At 70.2% G+C, this 18,210-nt stretch carries 17 protein-coding genes; 8 read left to right on the top strand and 9 right to left on the bottom strand.

The window, feature by feature from the left end:
* Positions 1–55 precede the first annotated feature (55 nt).
* Positions 56–430 (top strand): nuclear transport factor 2 family protein, encoded by a 375-nt coding sequence (locus M2165_RS26035; protein WP_280817443.1) that lies wholly within the window; start codon positions 56–58, stop codon positions 428–430.
* Positions 431–561: 131 nt separating this feature from the next.
* Here the strand turns inward: M2165_RS26035 and M2165_RS26030 are convergent, their stop codons facing one another.
* Positions 562–1,698 (bottom strand): helix-turn-helix domain-containing protein, encoded by a 1,137-nt coding sequence (locus M2165_RS26030; RefSeq protein ID WP_280817442.1) that lies wholly within the window; start codon positions 1,696–1,698, stop codon positions 562–564.
* Positions 1,699–1,877: 179 nt separating this feature from the next.
* Here M2165_RS26030 and M2165_RS26025 point away from each other — a divergent pair, with 179 nt between their 5' ends.
* The 7 genes from M2165_RS26025 (at position 1,878) to M2165_RS25995 (ending at position 9,728) form a co-directional block, all read left to right on the top strand.
* A complete protein-coding gene (locus tag M2165_RS26025; RefSeq protein ID WP_280817441.1) occupies positions 1,878–2,375 on the top strand; it encodes a 2Fe-2S iron-sulfur cluster-binding protein in 498 nt (165 codons plus the stop codon).
* A gap of 13 nt (positions 2,376–2,388) precedes the next feature.
* On the top strand, positions 2,389–4,824 hold the full coding sequence (locus M2165_RS26020; protein WP_280817440.1) for a xanthine dehydrogenase family protein molybdopterin-binding subunit: 2,436 nt from the start codon (positions 2,389–2,391) through the stop codon (positions 4,822–4,824).
* 32 nt (positions 4,825–4,856) lie between these two features.
* Positions 4,857–5,648 (top strand): xanthine dehydrogenase family protein subunit M, encoded by a 792-nt coding sequence (locus M2165_RS26015; RefSeq protein WP_280817439.1) that lies wholly within the window; start codon positions 4,857–4,859, stop codon positions 5,646–5,648.
* Positions 5,649–5,803: 155 nt separating this feature from the next.
* Positions 5,804–6,703, top strand: a complete 900-nt coding sequence (locus M2165_RS26010) for a MoxR family ATPase (RefSeq protein WP_280817438.1) — start codon at positions 5,804–5,806, stop codon at positions 6,701–6,703.
* A 145-nt stretch (positions 6,704–6,848) separates the two neighbouring features.
* A complete protein-coding gene (locus M2165_RS26005) occupies positions 6,849–8,054 on the top strand; it encodes a VWA domain-containing protein (protein WP_280817437.1) in 1,206 nt (401 codons plus the stop codon).
* Positions 8,055–8,082: 28 nt separating this feature from the next.
* The gene (locus M2165_RS26000; protein ID WP_280817436.1) at positions 8,083–8,691 is read left to right on the top strand and encodes a carbon monoxide dehydrogenase subunit G; all 609 of its coding nucleotides are present in this window, start codon (positions 8,083–8,085) and stop codon (positions 8,689–8,691) included.
* Between the two features lie 14 nt (positions 8,692–8,705).
* Entirely contained in the window at positions 8,706–9,728 is a 1,023-nt protein-coding gene (locus tag M2165_RS25995) for an XdhC family protein (RefSeq protein ID WP_280817435.1), read from the top strand.
* A gap of 17 nt (positions 9,729–9,745) precedes the next feature.
* On the opposite strand, the gene mnhG is transcribed toward M2165_RS25995, so the two are convergent.
* The 8 genes from mnhG to M2165_RS25955 all read right to left on the bottom strand — a co-directional run bounded on the left by mnhG (position 9,746) and on the right by M2165_RS25955 (position 18,196).
* Positions 9,746–10,102, bottom strand: coding sequence for a monovalent cation/H(+) antiporter subunit G (gene mnhG / locus M2165_RS25990; RefSeq protein ID WP_280817434.1), 357 nt, complete (start codon positions 10,100–10,102; stop codon positions 9,746–9,748).
* Between the two features lie 49 nt (positions 10,103–10,151).
* Complete coding sequence (locus tag M2165_RS25985; RefSeq protein WP_280817433.1) at positions 10,152–10,430, bottom strand: K+/H+ antiporter subunit F; 279 nt, start codon at positions 10,428–10,430, stop codon at positions 10,152–10,154.
* Entirely contained in the window at positions 10,427–10,918 is a 492-nt protein-coding gene (locus M2165_RS25980) for a Na+/H+ antiporter subunit E (RefSeq protein WP_280817432.1), read from the bottom strand. Before M2165_RS25980 ends, M2165_RS25985 begins: the two co-directional genes overlap by 4 nt.
* Positions 10,915–12,621, bottom strand: a complete 1,707-nt coding sequence (locus M2165_RS25975; RefSeq protein WP_280817431.1) for a monovalent cation/H+ antiporter subunit D — start codon at positions 12,619–12,621, stop codon at positions 10,915–10,917. The genes M2165_RS25980 and M2165_RS25975 overlap by 4 nt, the downstream gene beginning before the upstream one ends.
* Positions 12,618–15,908, bottom strand: a complete 3,291-nt coding sequence (locus tag M2165_RS25970) for a monovalent cation/H+ antiporter subunit A (RefSeq protein ID WP_280817430.1) — start codon at positions 15,906–15,908, stop codon at positions 12,618–12,620. The genes M2165_RS25975 and M2165_RS25970 overlap by 4 nt, the downstream gene beginning before the upstream one ends.
* 85 nt (positions 15,909–15,993) lie before the next feature.
* Entirely contained in the window at positions 15,994–16,371 is a 378-nt protein-coding gene (gene crcB / locus M2165_RS25965) for a fluoride efflux transporter CrcB (protein WP_280817429.1), read from the bottom strand.
* 21 nt (positions 16,372–16,392) lie between these two features.
* Complete coding sequence (locus M2165_RS25960) at positions 16,393–17,694, bottom strand: TRAP transporter large permease subunit (RefSeq protein WP_280817428.1); 1,302 nt, start codon at positions 17,692–17,694, stop codon at positions 16,393–16,395.
* On the bottom strand, positions 17,687–18,196 hold the full coding sequence (locus M2165_RS25955; protein WP_280817427.1) for a TRAP transporter small permease: 510 nt from the start codon (positions 18,194–18,196) through the stop codon (positions 17,687–17,689). The genes M2165_RS25960 and M2165_RS25955 overlap by 8 nt, the downstream gene beginning before the upstream one ends.
* Positions 18,197–18,210: the final 14 nt, after the last annotated feature.

Genomic DNA, 18,210 nt, shown 5'->3' with positions numbered 1-18,210 from the left:
CGACCATCCTTTCACCCCGCGCAGTTGCGGGTTTCAACCTCGAAAGGACCGCACCATGAACACCGCCGCCCATGACGCCACCGCCATCGCCCAGCGCTACATCGCCGTCTGGAACGAAACCGATGCCGCGCGCCGCGCCGAACTGATCGAATCCGGCTGGACCGCCGATGCCCGCTACGTCGACCCGTTGGCCCAGGCCAGCGGCCGCGAGCAGATCGGCGCGCTGGTCGGCGCCGTGCAGCAGCGCTTCCCGGGTTTCCGCTTCAAGCTGCTGGGGCAGCCCGAGGCGCACGGCGACAACCTGCGCTTCTCGTGGACCCTGGGGCCGAGCGAGGCCGAGGACATGATCCAGGGCACCGATTTCGCCCAGCTCGACGGGGGCAGGCTGCGTTCGGTGACGGGGTTTCTGGACAAGGTGCCGGCGAACTGAGCGGCCTGACTCCCTCCCCCGCTGGGGGAGGGCTGGGGTGGGGGCTCGCGGCCTCGAAAAAAGCCTTGGCGCTGCATGCGCCGTGTGCCCCCATCCCCGCCTTCCCCCAGAGGGGGAAGGAGCCAGCCCGCTCAGTTCGGCGGCTGGCGCCCGCGCCACAGCTTGCGGTAGACCGTGGCCCGGCTGATCCCCAGTGCGCGGGCCGCTTCGGCCACGTTGCCGCGGGCATCGGCCACGGCCTTGCGGATCAGCGCGGTCTCGACGTCGCGCAGCCGCGGCCGGGCCTCGACCACCGCGCCCCTCGACGCCGTGCCGCCGCGCTGCGGCCGGACCTGCACGCGCAGGCCGGACCAGAGCGGCGCCTCGAGCACCGCATCGCCGCGCCGGGCCGCGTCGAACAGCATCTGCAGCGGCAGCGCGAACAGATCGCCGCAATGCAGCGGGGCGTGCGGGTGGCGTGCCAGCGGCTCGTGCAGCATCTGCCGCGCCGCCGCGTTGGCGCCCGTCACGCCGCCCTCGGCATCGACGCACAGCAGGCCCTCGGTGGCCTCGCTCGCGGGGCAGCCGGGCCAGGAGAGGTGCAGCCGCATCTCGCAGGGCTGGTTCAGCACCAGCCGGTTCTCGATGCTGCGCGCCGAGAGCGTGGCCAGGTGCCGCAGCTCCGGCCGCTCGGCCACCTGCACGCCGGTCAGGTCGAGCATGCCGATGCAGTCGCCCCGCGGGCCGAAGAGCGGTGCGCCGGCGCAGCTGTAGACGCTGGTGTCTTCGAAGAAATGCTCGCCGCGGTGCAGCCAGACCGATTCCTGCTCCGCCAGCGCGGTGCTGATGGCGCTGGTGCCGATGGCGCGTTCCGACAGGTCGACGCCGATGCGCCCGATGTCGCGCGCGTGCCGGGTGGCGCTGTCGGTGCCGTCGGGCAGGGCGCCCACGTCGACCACGATGCCCTCGGCGTCGGTCAGCAGCGCGAAGTAGCGCGTGTCGGCGATGGCGCGCGAGAGCCGCTCGATCACGGGCCGGGCCGCCGCGAGCAGCGCCCGGTTGCGCTCGGCCACCTCGCGGACCGCCGAGGGCGCCACCGGGTCGAAGCTCACGCGCTGCTGGGGCTGCCGGCCGGCCTCGATGCAGCGCTGCCAGGAGCGCGCGATCCAGGGTTCGATGCGCACCGCCGCCGCGTGCGCGCGCGCGACGTCGCCGTGGATCAGCGCGCGCCGCGCCTGCGCAATGGCGAGCGAGCGCTCGGGCAGGGAGGAAGCGATCGAGGCGGACATCGTGGGGGCTCGCGCGGTGGAGGCGGGGTTTTCGGGCAGCTTGCCGGCCGCAAGCTGTTTCATTTTGAGAATTTCGCGTGTGCCGCGCAAGCGCTGAGGGTTTTGCCTAGGATAGTGCGCGAGGCCGGCATCCAAGATGCCCTTGCAAACCAGCCATCACCTTCCATGGAGACAGCCACATGCAGGTAGCTTTCACGGTCAACGGCCGCCCGGCCACGGTCGACGCCCCTCCCAACACCTTCCTGGTGCACGCGATCCGCGAGCATCTGCACCTGACCGGCACCCACGTGGGCTGCGACACGGCACAGTGCGGCGCCTGCACCATCCACCTGAACGGCCGCGCGGTCAAGTCGTGCAACATCCTGGTCGCCCAGGCCGCGGGCGCCGAGATCACCACCATCGAGGGCATCGCCGAGGCCGACGGCGCCATGCATCCGATGCAGGCGGCGTTCAAGGAGTGCCACGGCCTGCAGTGCGGCTTCTGCACGCCCGGCATGGTCATGAGCGCGATCGACCTCTGCAAGCACCATCCGGCGGCGAGCGAATCCGAGATCCGCGAGCTGCTCGACGGCAACCTGTGCCGCTGCACGGGCTACCAGAACATCGTCAAGGCCGTGAAGATGGGCGGCGAGGCGATGGCCTCGGGCACCCCGGTCAAGACCACGGCCACGGCCTGAAGGGAGCGGCATCATGGGTGCTTCCGATTTCTCGAACCTGCCGCACATCGGCGAGGCGCTGCGGCGCAAGGAAGACTATCGCTTCCTGACCGGTGCCGGCAACTACACCGACGACATCACGCTGGCCAACCAGAGCCATGCGGTCTTCGTGCGCTCGCCGCACGCCCATGCCGTCATCCGCTCGGTCGACACCGCCGAGGCGCTGAAGATGCCCGGCGTGATCGGCATCTTCAGCGGCAAGGACATCGAGGGCAAGATGGGCGGCCTGCCCTGCGGCTGGCTCATCAACAACCCCGACGGCACGCCGATGAAGGAGCCGATGCACCCGATCCTCGCGATCCGCAAGGTGCGCTACGTGGGCGACCACGTGGCCATGGTGGTGGCCGAGACCGTGGAGCAGGCCAGGAACGCGGCCGAGGCGGTGGTGGTCGACTACGAGGTGCTGCCCGCGCTCGTCAGCGTGGCCGACGCGGCGAAGAAGGCGAGCGGCGTCACGCTGCACGACGAAGCGCCCGACAACCAGTGCTACAAGTGGACGCTGGGCGACAAGGCGGCGGTGGACGGGGTGTTCGCGAATGCGGCGCACGTCACCAGGCTCGACCTCGTGAACAACCGGCTCGTGCCCAACCCGATCGAGCCGCGCGTGGCCATCGGCAGCTACAACCGCGGCACCGACGACTACACGCTCTACGTGTCGAACCAGAACCCGCACGTCGAGCGCCTGCTGATGACCGCCTTCGTACTCGGCCTGCCCGAGCACAAGGTGCGCGTGGTCGCGCCCGACGTGGGCGGCGGCTTCGGCTCGAAGATCTTCCTCTACGCCGAGGACGTGTGCCTGACCTGGGCCGCCAAGCAGCTCAACCGCAACATCAAGTGGACGGCCGAGCGTTCGGAGTGCTTCCTGTCCGACGCGCACGGCCGCGACCACGTGAGCCATGCCGAGATGGCGATGGACAGTCAAGGCAAGTTCCTCGCGATGCGGGTGCACACCGACGCCAACCTCGGCGCCTACCTCTCGACCTTCTCGACCGCGGTGCCGACCATCCTCTACGCCACGCTGCTCGCGGGCCAGTACACCACGCCGCAGATCTATGTCGAGGTCGATGCCTGGTTCACCAACACCGCGCCGGTCGACGCCTACCGCGGCGCGGGCCGGCCCGAGGCCACCTACCTGCTCGAGCGGCTGGTCTCGCGCTGCGCCTGGGAGATGAACCTGGGCCAGGACGAGATCCGCAAGCGCAATTTCATCACCAGCTTCCCGTACCAGACGCCGGTAGCGCTGCAGTACGACACCGGCGACTTCCATGCCTGCATGGACCGCGCCAAGGTGCTGGCCGAGGTGGAGGGCTACGCGCAGCGCAAGGCCGCGAGCGAGGCGCGCGGCAAGCTGCGCGGCATCGGCTACTCGAGCTACATCGAGGCCTGCGGCATCGCGCCGTCGAACATCGCCGGGGCACTCGGTGCGCGCGCGGGCCTGTTCGAATGCGGCGAGATCCGCGTCCATCCCACCGGCAGCGTGACGGTGTTCACCGGCTCGCACAGCCACGGCCAGGGCCACGAGACCACCTTCGCGCAGGTGGTGGCCGCGCGGCTCGGCATTCCGGTCGAGAACGTCGACGTGGTGCACGGCGACACCGGCCGCGTGCCCTTCGGCATGGGCACCTACGGCTCGCGCTCGATCTCGGTCGGCGGCGCCGCCATCATGCGCGCGCTCGACAAGATCGAGACCAAGGCGAAGAAGATCGCCGCCCACCTGATGGAGGCGAGCGACGCCGACGTCGAGTTCGCGAACGGCGAGTTCACGGTCAAGGGCACCGACAAGAAGATCCCGTTCGGCCAGGTGGCGCTCACGGCCTACGTGCCGCACAACTATCCGCTCGACAAGCTCGAGCCGGGCCTGAACGAGACCGCGTTCTACGACCCGACCAACTTCACCTTCCCGGGTGGCACCTACATCTGCGAGGTCGAGGTCGACCGGCAGACCGGCGAGGTGCGCGTGGACCGCTTCACCGCGGTGGACGACTTCGGCACCATCATCAACCCGATGATCGTCGAGGGCCAGGTGCACGGCGGGCTGGTGCAGGGCATCGGCCAGGCGCTGCTCGAGAACTGCGTCTACGACAACGAGACCGGCCAGCTGCTCACCGGCAGCTTCATGGACTACGCGATGCCGCGTGCGGCCGACTTCCCGCAGTTCAAGCTCGACACCGTGTGCACGCCCTGCACGCACAACCCGCTCGGCACCAAGGGCTGCGGCGAGGCCGGCGCCATCGGCTCGCCGCCGGCGGTGATCAATGCCGTGCTCGACGCGCTGGCACCGTTCGGCGTGAAGGACCTCGACATGCCCGCTTCGCCGAGCCGCGTCTGGGAAGCGATGCAGAGGGGCGGCGACGGCACGGCCCAGGCGCCTTCGCTCACGGGCAGCACCCAGGGCCGCCCCGCGCCCTGAACACCGAACAACAACAGAGAAGGACCCACACCATGTACGCCTTCACACTCGAACGGCCTGCCAGCGTGGCCGATGCGGCCCGCCTCGTCGGCGCCGGCGCCAAGCCGCTCGCGGGCGGCCAGACCCTGCTGGCCTCGATGAAGCTGCGGCTCTCGGCCCCCGAGCAGCTCGTGGACCTCGGCGGCATCTCGGAGCTCACCGGCATCCGCCGCGACGGCGACACCCTCACCGTCGGCGCGATGTCGCGCCACGTCGAGGTCGCGAACAACGCCGACGTGAAAGCCGCGTTCCCCGCGCTCGCCGACCTGGCATCGCGCATCGGCGACCGGCAGGTGCGCGCGATGGGCACGATCGGCGGCTCCGTCGCCAACAACGACCCGGCCGCCTGCTACCCGAGCGCGGTGCTCGGCGCGGGCGCGACCATCGTCACCTCGAAGCGCGAGATCGCGGCCGACGATTTCTTCCTCGGCCTCTTCACGACCGCACTCGAGGAGGACGAGCTGATCACCGCGATCCGCTTCCCGGTCCCGAAGCACGCCGCCTACGAAAAGCTGCGCCAGAAGGCCTCGCAGTTCCCGCTCGTCGGCGTGTTCCTCGCGCAGTACGACGGCGGCGTGCGCGTGGCCGTCACCGGCGCCGGCAACGGCGTGTTCCGCCATGCCGGCCTGGAGGAGGCGCTCAACCGCGATTTCACGGCCGCCTCGGCCGCATCGGTGAAGATCGACGCGAGCGAACTCAACAGCGACCTGCACGCCTCGGCCGCCTACCGCGCGAACCTGATCAGCGTGCTCACGCAGAGGGCGGTGGCGCGGGTGCTGGGCTGAAAAAGGCGGGCAGCCGAACGCGAAGAACGCGAAAGATTCGCGAAGGGCGCAGAAGAAAACCAGAATAGGATTTCTCTGCGCTTCTTTCGCGTCCTTCGCGGAACCTTCGCGTCCTCTGCGTCCGGACGTCCGATCCCGAACCGGCACACCAGCCCATGACCTTCCCAACGATCGATTCCCTTTCCGACAGCCTGGTGCAGGCCGGCTACTTCGCCGACCGGCGCCTCGCGACCGCGGTGTACCTCGCGCTCAAGCTCCAGCGCCCGCTGCTGCTCGAGGGCGAGCCGGGGGTGGGCAAGACCGAACTCGCGAAGGCGCTCTCGACGGCGCTGAAACGCGAGTTGCTGCGGCTGCAGTGCTACGACGGCCTGGAGCAGCGCGAGGCGCTCTACGAATGGAACTACGCCGCGCAGCTGCTGCACATGCGCGCCGCCGAAGCCGCCGGCGCGGCACGCGACGTCGAGGCCGAGGTCTACCAGCCGCACTACCTGATCCGCCGCCCGCTGCTGCAGGCCTTGCAGACGCCGGCGCCCGGCGCGGTGCTGCTGATCGACGAGGTCGACCGCGCCGACGAGCCCTTCGAGGCCTTCCTGCTCGAATACCTCGGCGAGTACCAGGTCAGCATTCCCGAGCTCGGCACCGTGCGCGCGGTGGTGCCACCGGTCACCATCCTCACGAGCAACCGCACGCGCGAACTCAACGACGCGGTCAAGCGGCGCTGCCTCTACCACTGGCTCGACTACCCCGAGCGCGAACGCGAGCTCGCCATCGTGCGCGCCCAGGTGCCGCAGGCCGGCGAGAAGCTCTCCGCGCAGGTCGCGGCCTTCGTCGCGCGGCTGCGCGACGCGCCCTTCGCCAATGCCTTCCAGCGCGCCCCCGGCATCGCCGAGAGCGTCGAATGGGCGCGCGCGCTGATCGCGCTCGACACCGTCGAGCTCGATCCCGAAGTGGTGGTCGACACCGCCGGCATCCTGTTCAAGCAGCGCGACGACGTGGCCGCGCTGACGCAGGAACTGGCCTCCGAACTGCTGCGGCCGGAGGAGGCAGGGTCATGAATGCGGGAACCGAACGCAGAAGGAAGTCAAAAACCACGCAGAAGTCGCAGAAGAAGACAGCCATGAAATTTTTCCTGTCTTCCTTCTGCGACTTCTGCGAAACCTTCGCGACTTCTGCGTTCTGCCCCCGCTCCCGTATTCAGAGATGCAACAGCTAGGCGACGCCCGCACCGGCAAGCTCGCCGGCAACATCGCGGCCTTCGGGCGCGCGCTGCGCCGCGCGGGCGTGCGCACCGATGCCGCGCGCATCGCGCTCGCCGAAGAAGCCGCGACGCTCGTGGGCCTCGAAAGCCGGGCCGACCTCGGCGCCGCGATGGAAGCCGTGATGGTGAGCCGCGAGCAGGACCGGCTGGTGTTCCGCGAACTCTTCGATGCATGGTTCCGCGATCCGGAACTCGCGAACAAGCTGCTCGCGCAGATGCTGCCGAGCGCCGAAGGCAAGGCCGAGCCCTCGAAGCGGCGCCCGCGCGTGCGCGAGGCACTGGCCGCGCCGCGCCACATGCCGCGGCCGGCGGTCGAAGCCAAGCCCGACAAGGAGGTCGAGTTCGATGCCGCCATGACCTCGAGCGACCGCCAGCGCCTGCAGCATGCCGACTTCAATGCGCTCGGCGCGGCCGAGTACCGGCTGGTCGAACGGCTCGCGCGCGACGTGACGCTGCCGATCCCCGCGCTGCCCTCGCGCCGGCTGCGCGCGGCCGGCGAGGCCGGCCACGAGCGTGCGCGCGTGCACTGGCCCGGCGTGCTGCACGAGGCGGCCCGCCACGGCGGCGAGATCCTGCGCCTGCCGCGGCTCGAGCGGCGGGTGCAGCCGCTGCCGCTCCTGGTGCTGGTCGACGTGTCGGGCTCGATGGAGCGCTATGCCCGGCTGCTGCTCGCCTTTCTGCATGCCGCCACGCGCCGCGCCGGACGGCGCGACGTGTTCGCCTTCGGCACCCGGCTGACCGACCTCACGCCGGCCTTCCGCCTCGCCGACACCGATGCCATGCTCGCCGCGGCCAGCCTCGCGATCGACGATTTCGCCGGCGGCACGCGGCTCGGCAGCTCGCTCGCCGAACTCCGCCACGCGCATGCCCGCCGCCTGACCGGGCGCCGCACGCTGGTGCTCGTCATCAGCGACGGGCTCGACACCGGCGAGCCGGCCATGCTCGAGCGCGAGCTGCTCTGGCTCAAGCGCCATTCGCGCCGGCTGCTGTGGCTCAATCCGCTGCTGCGCTTCGAGGGCTACGCCCCTCTGGCGCGTGGGGCCACCGTGCTGCACCGCCATGCGGACGCGATGCTCGCGGTCCACAATCTCGAGGCGCTCGAACAGCTGGCCGGCAGCCTCGCAGCCCTCATGCGGTCCGGCCGCTGACGACATCCGGAAAAACAAAGGAACCACCATGGAAATGCTCGGCAACCGCCGCCTCGGCGTGACCCAACAACAGGCCTGGGAAGCGCTCAACGACCCCGAGACGCTCAAGAAGTGCATTCCCGGCTGCGACAAGTTCGAGCCCACCGGCGACAACCAGTACAGCGTGGCGCTCGCACTGAAGATCGGCCCGGTCTCGGCCAAGTTCAACGGCAAGGTGATGCTCTCGGACATCGTCGCGCCCGACGGCTACAAGCTGGCCTTCGAAGGGCAGGGCGGCGTCGCGGGCTTCGCCAAGGGTTCGTCGAGCGTCACGCTGCGGCCGGTGGCAGGCGAGGCCGACGGCGCCGCCGCCTGCGAACTCGACTACACGGTGCAGGCGCAGGTGGGCGGCAAGATCGCGCAGCTGGGCCAGCGCCTCATCGACGGCGCGGCCAAATCGACCGCCGACGACTTCTTCAAGCGCTTCGACGCCGAGATGCAGAGCCGCTACGGCGCGCCGCCCGCGGCCGATGCGGACGGCGCCGCGGACGCGGCCGCGCAGAAGTCCGGCGGCGTCATGTCGGGCCTCATGAAGAAGATCGGCCTCGGCAGGAAGGACGGCGCCGAGGCGCCCTCCGCGCCGGGCGACGCGGGCTAGGACGGGGACCGGCGATGGAGAACCTCGACGTCATGGTGCTGCGCACGCTGCGCGACTGGCGGCAGGCCGGCCAGCGCGCGCTGCTGGCCACGGTGGTGCGCACCTGGGGCTCGTCCCCGCGGCCGGTGGGCTCGATCATGGCCCTCGCGGAAGACGGTGCGGTGGTGGGCTCGGTCTCGGGCGGCTGCATCGAGGACGATCTGATCGCGCGCTACAGCCGGGCGCACGGCGGAGGCGAGAACGTGCCGCCGGGCACGCCGCCCGCGCTCGTCAAGTACGGCATCACGGCCGACGAGGCGCATCGCTTCGGGCTGCCCTGCGGCGGCACGCTGGAACTGCTGCTCGAACACGACCCCGACGCCGAATCGCTCGCGACGCTGGTGGCGGCGCTGGAGCAGGGCCGGCTGATGCGGCGCACCGTCACGCTCGCGGACGGCGCCGTGCGGCTGGCCGAGGCCACCGCGCCCGACGAACTCCGCGTGGACGACGCGCAACTCGCCAACACCTTCGGCCCCGAGTACCGCATGCTGCTGATCGGCGCCGGGCAGCTCGCGGAGTACCTCGCGACCATGGCCAAGTTCAGCGGCTTCGCGGTCACGCTGTGCGATCCGCGTGCCGAGTACCGCACCGCCTGGTCGCTGCCCGGTGTGGCGATCACCACCGAGATGCCCGACGACGCGGTGCTCGCCTTCCGCCCCGACCGCCGCAGCTGCGTGGTGGCGCTCACGCACGACCCCAAGCTCGACGACCTGGCGCTGCTCGAGGCGCTGGAGAGCGAGGCCTTCTACGTCGGCGCCATCGGCTCGCGCCGCAATGCCGAGGCGCGGCGCGGCCGCATGATCGAGCACTTCGGCCAGACCGAGGCCTCGCTGGCGCGGCTGCGCGGGCCGATCGGCATCTACATCGGCAGCAAGACGCCGCCCGAGATCGCGGTGAGCGTGATGGCCGAGATTCTCGCGGTGAAGAACGCGGTGACGCTGCCGCGCGAAATGGAAGTGGCACGCGCCAAGGGGCTGCAGCAGCTTGCGATGAACTGAGGCGGCTGGTCGGTTCCTCAGCGCGGCCCGGCGGCGGGCGGCACGTCGCCGCCCTTCTGCCGTTCGCGGAACAGCGCCGCGCGCATCAGGAAGATGGTGGTGATCGGCGCGGTGAGCGCGATGAACAGCACGATCAGCACCGCATGCAGGAACAGGCTGAAGCCCTGCACCGAGAAGTAGACGATCATCGCGATCGTCATGCACCACACGCCCACGGTGGCGCCGAGCGTGGGCGCGTGGATACGGCGGAAGAAGGTGGGCAGCCGCACGAGCCCGAACGAGCCGATGGCCGCGAAGGCCGCGCCGGCCACGGCGAACACCGCGGTCACGATCTCGGCCCACAGCGGCAGCGGTCCGACGATGAAGTCGTTCATGACGGCCTCCGTGGCGGTGCGCCGTTCGGCGGGCTGACGGACAGGGCGCTCATTCGATCACTTCCCCGCGCAACAGGAACTTGGCCATCGCGGTCGAGCCGACGAAGCCGAAGATCGCGACCAGCATCGCGGCCTCGAAGTACACGTTGCTCGCGTAGACGATGCCGAGCACCAGCATCATCAGCATGCCGTTGATGTAGAGGCAGTCGAGCGCCATCACGCGGTCCTGCGCGGTGGGGCCGACGAGCAGGCGGAAGAGCGCGCAGAGCATCGCCACCGCGAGCAGGAAGAGCGCGAACTTGAGGGCCCAGAAAAGAACAGGCGTCATGATTCGAAGATCTCCATCAGCGGGCGTTCGTAGCGGGTCTTGATCATGGCGATGAAGGCCGCCTCGTCGTCCAGGTCGAACAGGTGGATCAGCAGGGTGCGGCTGTCGAACGAGATCTCGCCCCAGGCCGTGCCGGGCGTCAGGCACATGATCATCGCCAGCACCGCGAGCCCGTTCGGATCGCGCATGTCGAGCGGAACGTGCACGAACTTCGCGGCGATGTGCGAGGTGCGCCGCGTGAGCAGCAGCCGCGCCACGTCGTAGGCGGACTTGAGCATGTCCCAGGTCACGACGAACGAGAGCCGCAGCGCTACGCCGGGCCGCCGCATGCGGACCGGCGCCGGACGCAGGCCGCGGGTGAGCAGCGGCACCGCAATGGCCATGGCCGCGGCCGACAGCAGCGTGACGGCGTCGAGCGACTGGTTGAGCAGCAGCCACACGGCGAAGAGCGCCAGCGAGAGCGGCCGCGAGGGCATCCAGCGCTTCATGGGCGCGGCTCCCTGGCCGGCGGCGGCACGGGGTTCGGCACCTGGCGCGCCCCCATCACCGCTGCGCGGTAGGCGGTGGGCGTGCGCAGGCCCTCGGCGGTGGCGATGGCATGGCGCATGACCGGGCCGGCCCAGACCGTCAGCGCCACGCAGGCCGCGAGCAGGCCGGCCACGGGCAGCACCTCGAGCGCGGGAAGGGCGGGCATGGTGGGATGCGGCTGGGTCCAGAAATGCCGGATGCCGGTGCGGCTCAGCGCGATCAGCGCAAGAAAGCCCGAGACCAGCAGCAGCGCGAGGAAGATCCATGCCGGCAGCGAGGTGCCGCTGGTGATGAAGGCCCCCGACAGCATCGCGAACTTGCCCACGAAGCCCGACAGCGGCGGCAGCCCTGCGATCAGCAGCGTGCAGCCGATGAAGCTCAGGCCCAGGAAGGCGATGCCGGCCGGAATGGCGCGGCCGTAGAGGGCCTGCGCGTCGTCGTCGAGGTTCACGTCGTCGAGCACGCGCAGGTCCTCGGCGAGAAAGGGCGCGTTGCCGGCCTGCTCGTGCGGCGCGACGCTCTGGCCGGCATTGCGCCAGCGCTCGATCATGTCGATCAGCAGGAAGAAGGCACTGACCGCGAGCGTGGAGCTCAGCAGGTAGTAGAGCGCGCCGGCCCAGACGGCGGGTTCGCCCAGGCCGATGGCGGCGAGCAGCGTACCTGCCGACACCAGCACGCTGAAGCCCGCGAGGTTGGACAGCCGCTGCGTGCCCACGATGCCGAGCGCGCCGCCGAACAGCGTGGCGAGCCCGATCGCGATGAGCACCGACTGACCGAGCGCGGCCGAGGCGCCGGTGTCGGGCGCGAACAGCACGGTCCAGAGCCTGAGCAGCGTGTAGATGCCGAGCTTGGTGAGCAGCGCGAACACCGCGCCCACGGGCGACACCGCGGCGCTGTAGGCCGGCACGAGCCAGAAGTTGAGCGGCCAGGCGCCGGCCTTGGCGAAGAAGGCGGTCGCGAGGATGGCGGCCGCCGCATGCACGAGGCCGCGGTCGGCCGGCGCGAGCTGCGCGATGCGCATGCCGAGGTCGGCCATGTTGAGCGTGCCGGTCGCGCCGTAGAGCAGCGCCGCACCCACGAGGAACAGCGCGGAGGCCGCGAGGTTGATCGCGATGTAGTGCAGGCCCGCCTGCACGCGCAGCCGCCCCGAGCCGTGCAGCAGCAGCCCGTACGAGGCCGCGAGCATCACCTCGAAGAAGACGAACAGGTTGAACAGGTCGCCCGTGAGGAAGGCGCCGTTCAGGCCCATGAGCTGCAGCTGCAGCAGCGGATGGAAGTGCACGCCGGCGCGGTCCCAGCGCGAGGTCGAGTAGATCGAGGCCGCGAACGCGACCACGCCCGTGAGCGCCACCATCATGGTCGAGAGTCGGTCGGCCACGAGCACGATGCCGAACGGTGCCTGCCAGTTGCCCGGCAGGTAGACGCCGATCGAGCCGGGGCCGTCGCCGGTGTCGGGCGCGTTGACCCAGCGCAGCAGCGCGAGCGCCGCGAGCAGGCCGGCAAGGCCCGAGACCACGCTCAGCGCCGACTTGGTGCGGCGCCGGCGTTCGCCGAGCAGCAGCATCAGCGCGGCCGTGACCAGCGGCAGCAGGATCGGCGCCGCGACGAGGTGCGGCATGCCGAGTTCGAGCAGCCGGTCGAGCAGTTGGACCAGCCCGCTCATTCCGCCGTCTCCTGGCGCTCTTCGCCATCCACATGGTCGGTGCCGGTGAGGCCGCGCGAGGCCAGCAGCACGACGAGGAACAGCGCCGTCATCGCGAAGCCGATCACGATCGCCGTCAGCACCAGTGCCTGCGGCATCGGATCGGCCGTGTTCGCGAGCGTGGCCGTGAAGCCCTTGACGAGCACGGGCTCGCTGTCGAGCTTGAGCCGGCCCATGCTGAAGATGAAGAGGTTGACGGCGTACGAGATGAGCGTGAGGCCCATGATCACCTGGAAGGTGCGCGGGCGCAGCAGCAGGTACACGCCCGAGCCGGTGAGCACCCCGATCGCGATGGCGAGCACGGCCTCCATCAGTGTTCGCCTCCCGAAGCCGCGGCTTCGGCCGCCTTTTCTTCCTGCTCGGCGGCGCCAGCGGTGGCTGCGGATCGACTGGTGGGCCAGCGCGGTGAGGATCAGCATGGTGGCGCCGAGCACCAGCGCGAACACGCCGATGTCGAAGAAGAGCGCGCTCGGCACGTGCAGCTCGCCGAGCAGCGGCAGGCTCAGGTGCGCGGTGTGCGTGGTCATGAAGGGATAGCCGAACAGCAGCGCGCCGCTGCCGGTCGCGAGCGACAGCAGCAGGCCGAAGGCGATCCAGCGGCGCGGATAGATGCGCAGATGCTCTTCCACCCATTCGGTGCCCGAGACGATGAACTGCAGCACCAGCGCCACCGACATCACCAGGCCCGCGACGAAGCCGCCGCCGGGCGCGTTGTGGCCGCGCATGAAGAAGTAGACCGACACCAGCACCGCGAGCGGCAGCAGCAGGCGCACCAGCACCGCGGGAACCATCAGGTAGCCCACGGCCGTGTCCTTCGCGAGCCGTGGGTTGAGCAGGTCGCTGCTGCCGTCGTCGGCCTGCGCGCGCTGCTGCGGCGGCAATGCCATTGATTCCCTGGCAGGGCGGAAGCGGCGCAGCAGCGCATACACCGCGAGCGCGACCACGCCGAGCACCGTGATCTCGCCGAAGGTGTCGAAGCCGCGGAAGTCGACGAGCATCACGTTGACCACGTTGGTGCCGCCGCCCTCGGTGAGTGCGCGTTCGAGGAAGAAAGGCGAGATGCTCTGCGGAAACGGCCGCGTCATCATGAGCCAGGCCAGGGCCGCCATGCCGCCGCCCGCGCCGACGGCGACCAGCAGGTCGCGCCCGCGCCGGCCCCAGGGCTTCAGCCGCGCGCGCGCGGGCTGCACGGCATCCTTGCTGCGCATCGGCAGCCAGCGCAGGCCGAGCAGGATCAGCACGGTGGTCACGGCCTCGACCACCAGCTGCGTGAGCGCCAGGTCGGGCGCCGAGAACCAGATGAAGGTGATGCAGCACACCAGCCCCGCGGCCGAGGCCAGCATCAGCGACGCGAGCCGGTGGAACTTGGCCTGCCAGGCGGCCGCGACGGCGCACACGCCGCCGATGAACCACGTCATGGCGAACATCGGCGAGAAGGGCAGCAGCTCGCGGCCGCCGCGTGACACGGGTGCGGTCCAGAGCGAGGCGGCGGCGCCCGCGCCGGCCACCGCGATCAGCAGCAGCAACTGCGTCTGCATGCGGCGCGCGCCCAGGACGCGGCGGCTGCGCCGGCCCGCTTCGCTGAGCTGCGCGAGCAGGTGCTCGAAGATGGCCTGGCCGTCGAAGCGGTGCAGGAGCGGCGTGCGTTCGAGTTTGCCGAGCGCACGGCGGCGGCGCTGCGACAGGTAGAGCGCCACGCCGCCCGCGAGCGCGACGAAGCTCATGACCAGCGGCAGGTTGAAGCCGTGCCACACAGCGAGGCTGTAGGCGGGCAGCACGTCGCCGACCACCGGCCGTGCCGCGGCTGCGAGCAGCGTACCGATCGACCATGCGGGTGCCACCCCCACCACCAGGCAGACCAGCACCAGCAGCTCGACCGGCACGCGCATCCAGTGCGGCGGCTCGTGCGGCTGTCGGGGCACCTCGGGGCCGGGCGGCGGCCCGAAGAACACGTCGAACACGAGGCGCGCCGAGTAGGCCACGCTGAAGACGCCCGCCACGGTGGCGATGACCGGCAGGCTGAAGTCGATCCAGGGCGTGGACTGGATGAACACCGTCTCGGCGAAGAACATCTCCTTCGAGAGAAAGCCGTTGAGCAGCGGCACGCCCGCCATCGAGGCGCTCGCGATGATCGCGAGCGTGCCGGTGATCGGCATCAGCCGCAGCAGGCCGCTGAGCTTGCGGATGTCGCGCGTGCCCGACTCGTGGTCGATGATGCCGGCCGCCATGAAGAGCGACGCCTTGAAGGTGGCGTGGTTCATCACGTGGAACACGGCCGCCACCGCCGCGAGCGGGCTGTTGAGCCCGAGCAGCAGCGTGATCAGGCCGAGGTGCGAGATGGTCGAGTAGGCGAGCAGCGCCTTCAGGTCGCGCTGGAACATCGCGACGAAGCCGCCGAGCAGCAGCGTGATCGCGCCTGCGCCGCCGACCATCCAGAACCACTGCTCGGTGCCCGAGAGCACCGGCCAGAGGCGCGCCAGCAGGAACACGCCGAGCTTCACCATCGTGGCCGAATGCAGGTAGGCCGACACCGGCGTGGGCGCGGCCATGGCGCGCGGCAGCCAGAAGTGGAACGGGAACTGCGCGCTCTTGGTGAAGGCGCCGAGCAGGATCAGCACCAGCGCCGCGGGATAGAGCGCATGCGCGCGGATCTCGGTGCCCGAAGCGAGCACCACGTCGAGCTCGTAGCTGCCCGCGATGCGGCCCAGCACCAGCACGCCGGCCAGCAGGCAGAGCCCGCCCGCGCCCGTGACCGTGAGCGCCATGCGCGCGCCGCGGCGCGCATCGCGCCGGTGGTGCCAGTAGCCGATCAGCAGGAAGGAGAACAGGCTGGTGAGTTCCCAGAACAGCACCATCTGGATCAGGTTGCCCGAGAGCACCACGCCGACCATCGCGCCCATGAACGCGAGGAAGAACGAGAAGAAGCGCGGCACCGGGTCCGAGGGCGACATGTAGTAGCGCGCGTAGAGCACCACCAGCGTGCCGATGCCGAGCACCAGCATGCAGAACAGCCAGGCGAAGCCGTCCAGGCGGAACACGAGGTCGAGGCCGAGCTCGGGCAGCCATTCGATGCGCTCGCGCAGCACGTTGCCGTCTGCGATGCGGGGAAAGAGCCATGCGGCCTGCACCGCGCAGCCCAGCGCCACCAGGCCTGCGAGCGTCGATTCCCGGTTGCGCGCGTTGGAGGGCATCAACGCGGCCAGCACGCTGGCAATGAAGGGGAGGACGACGAGCAGGACCAGGGGCATTGCGGTCGATTCTATCGACCGACTTTTCGCGCGACGCCCCAAAAGCCGAGGCGCGCCGACGGCCTTAGGGACCGTCGGCGCGGGCTCAGCCGGCCAGCGCCTGCACGCAGCGGATGCCGAGCCAGGTCGCGAGCAGCGAGCCGCCGAGGTGGGCCGAGGCCGTGAGCAGCGCCACGCCCAGGCGGCCTTCGAGCAGCATGGTCACGACCTCGGCCGAGAAGCTCGAGAAGGTCGTGAGGCCGCCGAGGAAGCCGGTCACCAGCGCGAGCCGCCATGCGGGATCGAGGTCCGGCAGCAGCTGGAACGCGGCGATCGCCACGCCGATCAGGTAGCCACCGATCAGGTTGGCCGCCAGCGTGCCCCAGGGCATGAGGCCGCCGGTACCGAACCAGAGTGCGAGCCCCCAGCGCGCGAGCGCACCCGCGGAGGCACCCATGCAGATGGCGAGGATCGGAAGCAGCATCGGCCTATTGTCGACGCCCGCTCAGGGCGCCATCTGCTGCGGCAGCCAGGTCACCAGTTGCGGCACGAAGTAGATGATGAGCACCGCGGCCGCCATCAGCAGGAACATCGGCAGCGTGACGCGCGCGATGTAGAGCAGGTCGCGGCCCGTCATGCCCTGCAGCACGAACAGGTTGAAGCCCACGGGCGGCGTGATCTGCGCCATTTCGACCACCAGCACGATGAAGATGCCGAACCACACGGGATCGATGCCGGCCGCGGTGACGGTCGGCATGATCACGCCCATGGTCAGCACCACCATCGAGATGCCGTCGAGGAAGCAGCCGAGCACGACGTAGAACACCGCGAGCATCGCGATCAGCTGGAACTTCGAAAGGCCCAGCGAGCCGATCCATTCGGCCAGGTGGCGCGGCAGGCCGATGTAGCCCATCGCGAGCGTCAGGAAGGCCGCGCCCGCGAGGATCAGCGCCATCATGCAGTAGAGGCGCGTGGCGCCGAGCAGCGCCTCCTTGAAGCTGTGCCAGCTGAGCGAGCCCTGCGCGGCCGAGATCACCATCGCGCCGACCACGCCCACCGCCGCTGCCTCGGTGGCCGTGGCAATGCCCGCGTAGATGGAGCCGAGCACCGAGAGGATCAGCACCGCCACCGGGATCAGCGACAGCGAGGCCTTGAGCTTTTCGCCGAAGGGCAGCTTCGCGTCGGCCGGCGGTATGCGGTCGGGATGGCGCAGCGCCCAGAGCACGATGTAACCCGAGAACAGCAGCGCGAGCAGGATGCCCGGCACCACGCCGGCGATGAACAGCCGCGCGATGGAGACGTCGGCGCTCACGCCGTAGACGATCATGATGATCGACGGCGGAATCAGCAGGCCGAGGGTGCCGGCGCCGGCCAGCGTGCCGATCACCATGTCGTCGGGATAGCCGCGGCGCTTGAGTTCGGGCAGGCTCATCTTGCCGATGGTGGCGCAGGTGGCCGCGCTCGAACCCGAGACCGCCGCGAACACCGCGCAGCCCACCACGTTGGTGTGCAGCAGCCGGCCCGGCAGGCTCTGCATCCACGGCGCGAGGCCCTTGAACATGTCCTGCGAGAGCCGCGTGCGGAACAGGATCTCGCCCATCCAGATGAAGAGCGGCAGTGCGGTGAGCGTCCAGCTCGAGGCCGAGCCCCAGATGGTCACGGCCATCGCGTCGCCCGCGGGGCGCGACGAGAAGACCTGCATCGCGATCCACGCCACGCCCGAGAGCGTGAGGCCGATCCACACGCCGCTGCCGAGGATGAGGAACAGCGCGGCGATCAGCAGTCCGGCGACGGCGATGTCACTCATGGCGCAGCGCCTCCGCACCGGGCGCCTTGGCCGGCCGGCCGCGCCACTCGATCACGAACTCGTCGAAGGCCGCGATCGCGAACACCAGCGCGCCGACCGCCATCGACAGCTGCGGCAGCCACAGCGGGGTCGCGTCGTTGCCCGTGGAGATGTCCTGGAACTCGTGCGACTGCATCACCAGCCGCACGCTGTACCAGGCGAACAGCAACGCGAGCAGCGCGCCCGCACCCATGGCCCAGCGCTCGAGCCAGCGCTGCGCGGCGGGCGGCAGGTTCTGCAGCACCAGCGTGACGCGGATGTGCTCGCCGCGCTTGAGCGTGTGCGCGAGCGCGAGGAAGCCGGCACCGGCCATCAGGTAGCCCGCATAGGCGTCGATGCCGGGAATGTTGAAGTGGAGCTGGCGGCCGACGATGGAGAGCAGCACCATCGCCAGCAGGCCGACCATGAAAAGCGCCGCCAGGGCGGCGGCGCTGTCGTAGAGAAAGTCGAGTGCTTTACGCATCGGGCGCCGTGGGT

It is taken from the genome of Variovorax sp. TBS-050B (assembly GCF_029893635.1).
Taxonomy (GTDB): domain Bacteria; phylum Pseudomonadota; class Gammaproteobacteria; order Burkholderiales; family Burkholderiaceae_C; genus Variovorax.
The sequence above is the reverse complement of the archived record's forward strand: the minus strand, read 5'-3'. Positions and strand labels throughout refer to the sequence as shown.